Raw genomic sequence first — 11,738 nt, forward strand, 5'->3', positions numbered from 1 at the left:
GAGTTTCTTTGTTTGATAAGCGATAAAATTTTTTATTGCCAAAAAAGGAAACTATTCTGAACAATGGTGCTGAAAGTGGGTTAACCCCTACGTATGAATAGTGTACCCGCAACAACATATCGGATCCAATTCAACGCGGATTTTACGCTTTCCGATTTGGACCAACTGATTCCATATTTTCAGCAATTGGGAATCGGAGCTATCTATGCCTCGCCGATTTTTCGGGCAGTGCCCACCAGTGTGCATGGATACGACCAAACGAATCCTTTGGAGATCAATCCTGAAATAGGTAGCTTGGAACAGCTGAGGGCTGTCGCCAAAAAACTTGCTGCGGCTGGGATCGGCTGGATACAGGATATCGTGCCCAACCATATGGCGTACCATCCCGAAAATACATGGCTTTGGGATGTGTTAGAAAACGGTCCGGATTCACCGTTTTTTAAGTTTTTTGATGCGCCCTACGCGGCCCCCGACTATTTTCAGGGTCGTCTGATGCTGCCGTTTCTCGATGCACCTTTGGATGAGGTAATCGTAGCGGGTCGCTTGACGATACTGACCAAGGACGATACGTTTTTCTTGGACCATAATGGGCAACATTGGCCAATCAACGCAGCAGGGAACTCCCTGATCCGCGCGTATCTCAAGGAACACCGTGGTAGTGAAGAGACAGAGGCCGGCCCAGAAATCTGGCCTGAAACGCTGATTCGTGAAATTGTGGCGTGTCAATATTACGAACCTTGCTATTGGAAAGATACCGAAAGCCGCATAAACTATCGTCGTTTTTTTACGGTAAATGGCTTAATTGCGCTTAACACACAGGATGACCGCGTGTTCGGCCTTATCCATCAGCTGATTGCGCAATTGGTGAGGGAAGGTGTATTCACTGGATTGCGGATCGACCATGTGGATGGACTGGCTGATCCGTCCGATTACCTGGTTCGGCTTCGGCAGTTGGTTGGTGAAAATACCTATGTGGTCGTTGAGAAAATTCTCCAACAGGAAGAGACCTTGCCCACTGTTTGGCCGGTACAGGGCACTACGGGATATGACTTTCTGGCGATGGTCAATGGTTTGCTGGCCGACGGAAACAACGAACGGCGGTTGTCCCGGTTTTATGACAAGCTGGCGGGCCGGGCTGCGCTACCCTTGCTGCTAACGAGGGCAAAACGCACACAACTACATACGGCCATGGAAGGCGAATTGGATAACTTGGCTCATTTTTTTCGAGTGGCCGTATGGGGTGGCGAAAAGCTGCCCGGAACATTAAACGAAGCTATGCTGAAATCGGCGTTAGCATCCTTTGTGATCCATTGCCCGGTTTATCGTTGGTATGGCCGTACTTTTCCCTTGCCCGAACCGGAGGCAGAGGAAGTGCGGCAGGTGTTCCAGCAGGCGGCGCTTACTGAACCGGAATTGCGGGAGGGGCTGAGTTTTCTGGAAAGCGCCTTGGTGCCCTCAATTTTGACAGCCAAAAAAAGGCCGGCAAAACACCTGGCCGACTTTTATCAGCGGTGTATGCAACTTACCGGAGCATTGATGGCCAAGGGGTTGGAAGACACGCTTATGTATACCTACCATCGCTACATCGGGGCCAACGAGGTAGGGGGCGCGCCTGCGGTATTCAGCTTTGCAATAGCGGACTTTCACCGGTCTATGCAGCAGCGGGCGGGGCAATATCCGTATTCATTGAATGCGACTGCTACACATGATACGAAGCGGGGGGAAGATGTGCGGGCGCGTTTGCAGACGCTTACCGCGTTTCCGCATACCTGGATGCGGGCCGTAAAGAGCTGGATGAACGCAAACGTTTCATATAAAACGAGTGGGATGCCGGATGTGAACGACGAATATTTTATCTACCAAACGCTTTGGGGTACATTCCCGATGCCCGGTCAGTCGGTCAGTTCGTACCGGGGCCGGTTGGAGGCCTATCTGATCAAAGCCCTGCGTGAGGCCAAGCGGCATACGGATTGGACAAGCCCCGACCTTACCTATGAAGAGGCAACCCACCGGTTCATCCGTAACATCCTGCGCCCCCATACAACGTTTCTTCAGCAATTCGGTGCTTTGCATCGGGAATTGGCAGATGTAGCCATCTTGAATTCGCTCACGCAGGTAGTGCTAAAATTTACCTGTCCGGGTGTTCCCGACGTTTATCAGGGCTGCGAAGGATGGGACCTCTCATTTGTGGATCCGGATAACCGGCGAAAGGTGGATTTCAACACGCGGCGTAAGTGGCAACAACGGTTGAAACGGATCAAACACAGTGGAATGGAAGAGGTGACGGAGTGGTGGAAGGAACGGTACAGCGGATTATTGAAATACGCCGTTACTGAGCGGCTTGCACAAATGCGTCTCTCAAATAAGGCAGCTTTGCAGGGTGATTATGAGCCGGTTGTAGCCATGGGGAAACAACGTAAACACGTGCTTGCATTTACACGAAGGCTGGATGGCGACTGGCTGCTTGTCGTCGTACCTATTCACATCAACCAGCCTGTCATCGACTATGCGAACAGCGCGAAGCCCATTGACTGGGGCGACACGTGGATTCGTCTGCCGGAAGGTGCACCGCGGCAGTGGCGTAACGTAGTTACTGACGAGGTGTGTGAAACGGCCGGTGCGCTGCGGCTTAACCAGGCACTACAACGATTGCCAATCGGCGTATGGACAGCTTCAGAGGAAACACGCAAAACCCAGCGGGGTGCCGGGGTGCTGCTACCGTTGTTTTCGCTTCCCGGGCCTTATGGCATAGGCGATCTGGGCCCGGAGGCCTACCGGTTTGCCGACTTTTTGCGGGGCGCACGCCAGCGCTATTGGCTGATGCTGCCGCACCACCCAACGGATGAAGGGGTAAACCATTCTCCGTACAGCACCCACTCGGCAATGGCGGGGAACACACTGCTGATCAGTCTGGACGAATTTCAGCGAAACGGATGGATTACTGAACGCGAATTAACGGCGAATCACTTGCCAGATTCTGATCATGTCGCCTATGCCGAAGCCCGGGCTTTAAAACATTTTTTCTTTGGCAAAGCATTCCGGAATTACCTGCAACAGTGGAGTGGTCAGGAAGACCCCCAGTTCGGTGATTTCTGTACACGCGAGTCGGCTTGGTTGGATGACTACGCCGACTACGAAGTATTACGTGAACGTTATCAAGGAAAGCCCTGGTATAGTTGGCCCCGCGCTTATCGGAATCGGGACGAACAGGCGCTGGCCGCCTTCAGACGCAAGCATGCTTATGCGCTTCAACAGGCCAAGTGGCTGCAATATCAATTTTTCGGGCAGTGGCAGCGTCTAAAGATGTATTGTAACCACGCGGGCATCGAACTTATAGGCGACCTGCCGTTTTACATCAACCACGATTCGGTAGATGTGTGGGCGCATCCAGAGCTTTTTCGTTTAGACAGCCAAGGGCGTATGAGCAGCATGGCCGGCGTTCCGCCCGATTACTTCAATGTCGAAGGACAAAACTGGGGAATGCCTATATACCAATGGGAAAATCATGTTGCACAGGGCTACGAGTGGTGGATAGGTCGCATACGTAAAAATCTAGGATTATATGACCTCCTGAGGTTGGATCATTTCAGGGCGTTTTTCGATTATTGGGAGATTCCGAAAGGGGCGGAGACCGCCAAGGAGGGAACTTGGCAGGCTGGGCCGGGAATCGCGTTGTTCCATGCAATCAAGAACGCACTGGGTGCACTTCCTTTTATCGCCGAGGATTTAGGTGATATCCACGAGGGGGTCTACCGGCTACGTGACGAATTGGGCTTGCCCGGCATGAAGGTATTGCAATTTGCCTTTGGCGATGATGTAGGGACTAATCTCCACGCGCCTCACCTCCATACGGCAAATGACGTGGTATTTACAGGCACACATGACAATAATACAGTTGCGGGCTGGTATCAAGAGGAATTGCAGGCAAAAGGTAAGGCACAGCTAACCGCATATGTGGGCACGCGTCGCCTGAATCCGCAGCAGGCGAGTTCTGCGCTTTGCCGGATGGCGTATGCATCGCCTGCATGGCTAGCCATCTTACCCATGCAGGACCTATTAGGGTTGCGTACGGAGGCACGCATGAACGTGCCTGCCGCGCCGCAGGAAAACTGGCAATGGCGACTGAGAGCGAAGCACCTAACCGATCATTTACAGCAAAAAATGACCGCGTGGGTACGGCTGTATGGACGATGAGAAATTTAAAAACAAAAGCATTCGCACTTCGGTTGTTGGTTTATGGAATACTCGATTTACCCAGGGAAACCCTATCCTTTAGGCGCCACATGGGATGGTGAAGGGGTGAACTTTTCGCTTTATGCCGAAAATGCAACCAAGGTACAGGTGTGTCTATTCGATAGCGACGCGGCCGATGCCCATGAAGAAAAAATCACGCTCACAGAACGGACCCATCAGGTATGGCATGGTTATATCCCGGGGTTAAAGCCGGGGCAGCGATACGGCTATCGGGTGCATGGGCCTTTTGAACCGAATGAAGGTCATCGCTACAATCCGCACAAACTCCTGCTGGATCCCTATGCCAAGGCGATAGCAGGTGTGGTTAACGCGCACGAAGTTCACTTGGGTTATGAGCCCGGCCACTCCGACGGAGACTTGAGCTTCAGCAAAGTGGATAGCGCACCCCATGTGCCCAAATCAATTGTGATCAACCCGGCTTTTGATTGGGAAGGCGATACGCAACTTAACATTCCATTCCATAAAACCATTATCTACGAGGCGCATGTGAAGGGATTTACCAAGCTTAATAACGCGATCCCGGAAGCCCTGCGTGGCACGTATGCCGGACTGGGGCATCCCGCCACGGTGGAGTATCTCCAAAAGCTGGGAATCACGGCCGTTGAACTGCTACCTGTGCATCAGTTTGTTAACGATCGGCAAACAGACGGTTTGTCCAATTATTGGGGATACAATTCCATCGGCTTCTTTGCTCCCGAAGCACGTTATGCGGCTACGGGAACTGCCGGTGAGCAAGTACAGGAATTCAAAAACATGGTGAAGGCGCTGCACGCCGCCGGCATTGAAGTGATTTTGGATGTGGTGTATAACCACACTGCTGAAGGTAACCATTTGGGACCTACGCTCTGCTTCAAGGGCATTGACAACGCCAATTATTACCGGCTAACGGAGGATCCCCGCTATTACATGGACTATACCGGTACCGGCAATACGCTGAATGCCAATTTGCCCAACGTGCTCCGGCTGATCATGGATAGCCTCCGTTATTGGATCACTGAAATGCATGTAGACGGCTTCCGGTTCGATCTGGCAGCTACCTTGGCCCGTGAGCTTCACGAAGTGAACCGCTTGAGCGCGTTTTTTGATATCATTCACCAAGATCCGATAATTTCGCAGGTGAAACTCATCGCCGAACCCTGGGATTTGGGCGAAGGCGGTTATCAGGTGGGTAATTTTCCGCCTGGATGGGCCGAATGGAACGGCAAATACCGGGATTGTGTGCGGGATTACTGGCGGGGGGCCGATAGCATGCTCTCTGAGTTTGCCGAGCGCTTTACCGGAAGTTCCGACCTCTATCAGGACGACTATCGCCGCCCCACGGCCAGTGTCAACTTCGTGACTGCACACGATGGTTTCACACTGCACGACCTGGTATCCTATAACGATAAGCATAACGAAGCGAATCAGGAAGATAACCAGGATGGAGAAGACCATAACCGCTCGTGGAATTGCGGAGCAGAAGGGCCGACTGATGATGCCGAGATCAACGCCCTGCGCGCACGGCAAAAGCGTAATTTTCTGACTACGCTATTGCTCTCTCAGGGCGTGCCGATGTTGGCGGCCGGGGACGAAGTGGGTAGAACGCAGCAGGGAAATAACAACGCGTATTGTCAGGATAATGAAATCTCGTGGTTGCATTGGGATGAGATGGATAACGATTTGCTATCGTTTACCAGCCAGCTCATCCGGTTGCGCCGTGAACATCCGACGTTTTGCCGCCGGAAGTGGTTTACCGGCCAACGCATAAAGGGAATCGGGGTGGAAGACATCGCATGGTTCCTGCCCGATGGCCGGGAAATGCCGGACGAAAGCTGGGATCATGACTTCGCACGCTCATTGGCTGTATTCCTGAACGGCGAAGGTATACACTCCATTGGCGAAAAAGGCGAGCGGATTGTGGATGACAGCTTTTACCTGATTTTCAATGCGCATTACGAGGGGCTTGAATTCGTGCTGCCCAAAAACCAGAAGTATGGGCGGGTCTGGGAGAAAATAATCGATACGGGCGGTAGTGAAGGGGAAGCCGAACAGAAAGCGTATGCCGCGGGAAATACCGTTCAGATCGCCGGCAGGACGACTCAGGTGTATCGACGTATTGAATAATTGTCGGGAACATACGCTTCGCGAACGCGTCCGCGCCACGCGAAATATTAAAACAAATAGCTGTGCCAACTGTCAACGAGAGAGGAGCTTCCTAATCTCTGGTTTGAATATGAAAGAAAAAAACAGCGTTTCGCCTTGGGCGATCCATTTGGCAGATCAGCTTGCCGCTAAAAAGGCATCAGTCGTTGCCGAAAAACAACTAACATCAGGTACCTTACAGGCTTTACTCACCAACGATTCTCTGGCCGTAAAGGTCCAACGAAAACGCAAAGCCGAATTGGTCTTCCGGTTAGCGTATACGCCAGCTGCGGACTTCGAGATCAAAAATAGCGAGATGGACGAAACCGGCCTGACATGTACGCTGAAATCTTCGTTGGGCAGTTATCGGGTGACCCTTGCCATACAAGGCGACGAAGCTATTGATACGCTTCACTACGAGGTTCGTTTCACGCCAAGGATGAATGTTGCCGTTCCTTTTTGGCCCAAAGACATTTTGTTGCTGAGAGAGCGCGGGACGTTCGATAACGTGCAAGCCAACATCCATGTGGAGCAGTTGGGAATGCGCAGTGGGTTGGTTTATTTCAGTATCGGAAAACCTAGGGCAGGTGCCGTTCTGTACCTACAAAATCTGACCGCATTAAATGACTATTGCATAGATACCGGTGCCTCCCTTGCCGGTACAGTGGATGCCAGCTGGCCGGAGTTTGGGTTTGCGTTGCCAGCGGCGACCGATAAACCCTTACATGCGGGCAAGTCATACATTATTTCGGACGCATTCATTGCGTTAACCGATCAAGTGCCCGGAGATCAATTTGAGGTGGCAAAGCAATTTATGGAGTTGCTCGCCTGTTTATATTTGATGCTTCCGAAGCCACCAGTAGTGTATCATGATTATCCATCAACGGCTGAAAAAGTTATGCGGGCACTGGCGGAGCACAAAGGATGCTGGGCTCACCATCATGGCCATGATTATCTTAATGCATATGTATGTGATTATGATACGCCGCCAGAGATTATGGTACAACTAGCCGTGTTATTGCCGGTGATGGAATATGCCGATTGGTCTGACCGTGGCAGCGAATTGATAGCCATATTGGAGTCGGGACTTAGCAAATTTTACGATGCGGATCTTCGCACGGTGCACCGATGGCTTCCCGCCGCTGTCCAACAGCTCGATGGGAGTGAAGAGCATAAGAAGCCTTTGGTTATGGATTCATGGTATTTGCACCATCCGTTGCTTAACTTCTCGCGGATGGCACTGAAGGGAGATAAAGTAGCCAAAGATCTGTTTATGAAGTCGCTCGACTATGCGATCAAAGTGGCTAAGCACTTCGATTACAAATGGCCGGTCTTTTATAAGATGGACACTTTGGAAGTCATCAAAGCAGAGACAGCACCGGGTCAAGGCGGTGAGAAAGACGTGGGCGGTATCTATGCGCATGTGATGTTACAGGCGTGGGAGCTAACCAAGAAGAAGACGTACCTTGAAGAGGCGCAACGTGCCGCGAAATCGATGGTGTCCGACGGATTCGATCTGTTTTACCAAGCCAATAATACCGCATTTTCGGCGGGAGCGATGCTCCGTTTATGGAAGGAAACTAACGACCCCTTGTACTTGGATATGGGTTATCTCTTTCTGGCAAACATTTTCAAAAATGTAGCATTATGGGAGTGCCGATATGGATATGGATCTCATTTTCCACTGTTTTTCGCTGTTTTTCCTTTGAACGATGCACCCTATACAGCCGTTTATGAGGAAGCGGAGGTGTTTGCGGCGATGCATGAGTTCCTCGCCCAAGCCAACGACACGCCGCTTTTTCGGCCATCTGCGCTATTGCTTGCCGAATTTATCCGATATGCAGTAGGCCGAATGCCATACTACTACCCAACGCTGTTACCGGCAGATATGTTGGCAGAAAAAGTAAAGACCGGCGAGATCGATCGTCAGCTTTGGGTGCCAGTGGAAGACATTAGCAGCGGGTGGGACAAGTCCGGTACCGTAGGCCAAGAGGTGTACGGAGCAGGCTTCCCTTTTACAGTCATTCCGCGGCATTATATTCAACTGGCCGAGGGAGCCTACCTGCTTTTTATCGATTATCCGTTTGCGGAATACGCTGTCAAGGACCAAGAGGTGCATATTAAGGTGCTCGGCGATGAAAGGCTGCATGCTTCGGTATATATTTTTAAGGTCGGCAAGGGACAGCTCCTGGAGATTGAGGTTTCCGGAAAACGGCAGGGAGCCCTTACGGCGCAAACCGATGAAGATGATAGAGTTTATTACCAAGTGCAGGGTGATCAACACCTGACGGTCAAATGGCAGGCAAAACAAACGTATACAAATGTTAACCATAAAGGAGGAAGTCATGGAAGCAGTTAAAGCGATTTATGAAGAAAAGCTGATCCAACCGGTAAAGGGCAAGCGAATTTTGATTACCGGTGGAACCACCGGAATTGGCCGGGCGGCTGCGCACTTGTTGGCGCGGGAAAATGACGTGCTTATCGTAGGCCGGCACCAAGCTGAATTGGATGATGCCCTGCGTGATTTTCAACAACACGATCAGTCAAAGGGGAAGTTGGTCGGTAAAGTCGCCGACTTGGCCAACCCAGAGGAAATCGACGGCTTGTTCGCTTATGCAGACGAGGCGTTAGGCCAACTGGATATACTCGTCAACAACGCTGGACTGGCCTTCAACAGCGTTTTGGAAGGGAAATACGAGGATTGGGCATATATCCTAAACACGAATCTGTTGGGTTACTTGGCTTGTAGCCGCCAGGCGATAGACCGGATGCGTACCCAAGGGCGCGGGCATATTATCAACATTGGCTCGATGAGCGCCGATGTGCAGGAAAAAGACAGCTCGGTTTACGTGGCGACTAAGTCTGGCATCCAAGGGTTTTCTGAATCGCTCCGCAAGGAAGTGAATGAGCTGGGCATCAAAGTGACACTCATTGAACCCGGGGCGGTGGGTACCGATATGCAGCCTCGCGAGGGGCAAGCCGAGAAGCAGGAAAAAGGGGAAATGCTAAAAGCCGAAGATATCGCTGTAGCGATCTACTATTGCCTGTCAACACCGCTCCGATGCGACGTGGTGGAGATGCAGATCCGACCGCATTTGCAAGTGATATAGATCATGGTATCACTGATGAACGATTTTCCCGACCACGTCGTTGCTTATCGTGCTAGCGGGAAAATAAAAAAAGACGAATACGAACGGGTAGTCATGACGCGGGTAAATGAAGTGGCCGACCGCTATGGAAAAATCAATTTCATTGTGCTGTTGGAAACGGACATGCAGAACTATAGCCTCACAGCCTTCATTGATTACATAAAAATCAGTTTCAAGCATTTCAGTAAATGGAATCGTATGGCGATCGTGTCCGACCAGCGCTGGCTAAGAAAGGCGTATGAAGGGTTGAGCCCGCTAGTCCATGGCGAAATTCGATGTTACGAAGTGAGTGATTTCGAAGTGGCCAAGACGTGGGTATCGTAGTGTCTAGCACATAGACCGCGTGATCTTGTTTTGTGAACAGTTCATGTTTTTTTCAGTACAGACCGGGCTTGCGATAGCGGCGGCTAACACGCCTCGAATAAGGGTTGCCCGGTAAAAATCGAGTCCCGGTGTCATTGCGGGTGTATTGCGGGGTTATTTAAAAACCTTTACCCGGTAATGGAACGGTGGTTGTGAACGCATAAGTGGATTTAGAACTAACGTTTCACTAAAGATTATCGCTTATGTTTTATCACGAAAAAAAACTACAGTACACGGTTCGGGTCGAAAAGCCGGACCCCCAATTTGCCCGATTGCTGCAACAAGCCATCGGAGGTATAGAGGGCGAAATGCGCGTATGTCTGCAATACCTCTTTCAGGCTTGGGGTAACCGCGGGCCTACCAAGTATAGAGACATGCTGATGGAGACCGGCACAGAGGAAATTTCACACATCGAAATGTTATGTACGGCGGTCGCCCTGAATCTGGAAGGCGCGAAAGGCGATGTGATCGACAAAATGGTTTCTGAAAACCCCGTAGTTGAGCAGATTATGGGTGGTATGGATCCGCGGCATTACCTGTCGGCCGGCTTAGCCGCGATGGCAACCGATGCCAACGGTGTACCCTTCAACGGATCGTGGGTGGTAGCCAGCGGAAACTTGGCTGCGGATATGTACGCCAATGTGATGGCAGAAGCGACGGGCCGGACACTTGCCGCGAGGCTATGGCAATCGACCACCGACCCGGGGATGAAGGACATGTTGGCGTTTCTGATTGGCCGTGACGCCATGCACCAAAATCAGTGGCTAGCGGTATTAGAAGAGCTGGGTGGAGCCAGTGGCGTGCTCCCGATTCCAAATAGCTTTCCGCAAGATCTGGAAAATCAGGACGTTAACTACTCGTTTATTTCCACGGATATCCAACGGCCACCGGCACCGGATGCGCGTTGGGCATCGGGTCCATCGATCGACGGCAAAGGGCAATTTACGTTTGAGCACATCCAACCACTCGGTGAAGAGCCTATGTTGGCACCACCCATAAAGGAAGGGTATGCGCAGAATGAACAAATGAACAAAATGTAACGATGTACGTGCCGCGGTTCCAGGTAGCCGGATTGGGCCCTGGAACCAAGGTATTAATCCCGGTGCCGCCGGTAAACGAAATTAATGGGAATATGCCGCTTGATCTGTGATGAATTTACAGTCAGCAAGCTGGCAACGATCGAAAGCATTCCGAAAGCAACATGCGGGATGTAAACTGTTTTAGCGAAAAAGAATAACCAAGGAGATGCGACTAAGAAGATTCCCATAAACAAATCGCCCCAAAGGTGGGTAGACATTGCTATTTTTTTCGAAACACCACCTTCGTAGTTAGTGAACAGTGACATCAAGATCACGATAATGCCAACAACCAGCATGATGTTTCGAGCAAAAGCTATTCCGACAAACCCGAAAATCCAGGGGCTCGCTATCATGGCAATTCCGGAAAGGTAATCAAGTACGGCGTGTACCGGTCTGCTGATAATTCGTGCCGTCATAATGTATTGTTTTTAATTTTCGTCAATTAATTTGCTGCAAGCCTCACTGCATAACAGGCAGGCTGCCGCGCATTGCTGGCAAGCATCTTCTTCGTGTTTATCGCATTCTTCGGCGCAAAGTTGACAGATGTAGTCACAGATGCGCAGCAACGACGGCACCAGCACTGACCGTCGTTTCACCGAACGTACTAATAGCATGCATGTCTCGGCACAATCCAAACTAAGACGGATGCAAGTAGCCAATTTTTCGATCCGTTCCGAGGTCAGGCAGGCGGCGGCACACTTTTCACTCATAATTGAGCAGTGCCATACTTTTTCTAACAAGGCGTGATACCTTTCATCCATGATCAGCGATT

The 11,738-nt window shown here is 51.0% G+C and carries 8 protein-coding genes; 6 read left to right on the plus strand and 2 right to left on the minus strand.

Going from position 1 to position 11,738, the window contains the following annotated elements; genetic code table 11:
- Positions 1 to 93 precede the first annotated feature (93 nt).
- From treY to ACFQRK_RS10120, 6 genes are all read left to right on the plus strand, one after another.
- The gene (treY, locus tag ACFQRK_RS10095; RefSeq protein WP_379006147.1) at positions 94 to 4,194 is read left to right on the plus strand and encodes a malto-oligosyltrehalose synthase; all 4,101 of its coding nucleotides are present in this window, start codon (positions 94 to 96) and stop codon (positions 4,192 to 4,194) included.
- Positions 4,195 to 4,236: 42 nt separating this feature from the next.
- Positions 4,237 to 6,357 (plus strand): glycogen debranching protein GlgX, encoded by a 2,121-nt coding sequence (gene glgX, locus ACFQRK_RS10100; RefSeq protein WP_379006150.1) that lies wholly within the window; start codon positions 4,237 to 4,239, stop codon positions 6,355 to 6,357.
- Positions 6,358 to 6,466: 109 nt separating this feature from the next.
- Positions 6,467 to 8,734, plus strand: coding sequence for a hypothetical protein (locus ACFQRK_RS10105; protein ID WP_379006151.1), 2,268 nt, complete (start codon positions 6,467 to 6,469; stop codon positions 8,732 to 8,734).
- Positions 8,721 to 9,485 carry an SDR family oxidoreductase gene (locus ACFQRK_RS10110; RefSeq protein WP_379006153.1) on the plus strand — a complete coding sequence of 255 codons (765 nt, stop codon included), beginning with the start codon at positions 8,721 to 8,723 and terminating at the stop codon, positions 9,483 to 9,485. Before ACFQRK_RS10105 ends, ACFQRK_RS10110 begins: the two co-directional genes overlap by 14 nt.
- A 3-nt stretch (positions 9,486 to 9,488) precedes the next feature.
- Positions 9,489 to 9,848 (plus strand): STAS/SEC14 domain-containing protein, encoded by a 360-nt coding sequence (locus ACFQRK_RS10115; protein ID WP_379006155.1) that lies wholly within the window; start codon positions 9,489 to 9,491, stop codon positions 9,846 to 9,848.
- A 242-nt stretch (positions 9,849 to 10,090) separates the two neighbouring features.
- Positions 10,091 to 10,927 carry a manganese catalase family protein gene (locus ACFQRK_RS10120; RefSeq protein ID WP_379006158.1) on the plus strand — a complete coding sequence of 279 codons (837 nt, stop codon included), beginning with the start codon at positions 10,091 to 10,093 and terminating at the stop codon, positions 10,925 to 10,927.
- A gap of 53 nt (positions 10,928 to 10,980) precedes the next feature.
- On the opposite strand, the gene ACFQRK_RS10125 is transcribed toward ACFQRK_RS10120, so the two are convergent.
- Both ACFQRK_RS10125 and ACFQRK_RS10130 read right to left on the minus strand, forming a co-directional pair.
- Entirely contained in the window at positions 10,981 to 11,382 is a 402-nt protein-coding gene (locus ACFQRK_RS10125) for an SPW repeat protein (RefSeq protein ID WP_379006160.1), read from the minus strand.
- 12 nt (positions 11,383 to 11,394) lie between these two features.
- Positions 11,395 to 11,727: a four-helix bundle copper-binding protein gene (locus tag ACFQRK_RS10130; RefSeq protein ID WP_379006162.1), complete on the minus strand. Its 333-nt coding sequence runs from the start codon at positions 11,725 to 11,727 to the stop codon at positions 11,395 to 11,397.
- Positions 11,728 to 11,738: the final 11 nt, after the last annotated feature.

This window comes from Parapedobacter sp. GCM10030251 (assembly GCF_042666505.1).
Taxonomy (GTDB): Bacteria; Bacteroidota; Bacteroidia; order Sphingobacteriales; family Sphingobacteriaceae; genus Parapedobacter.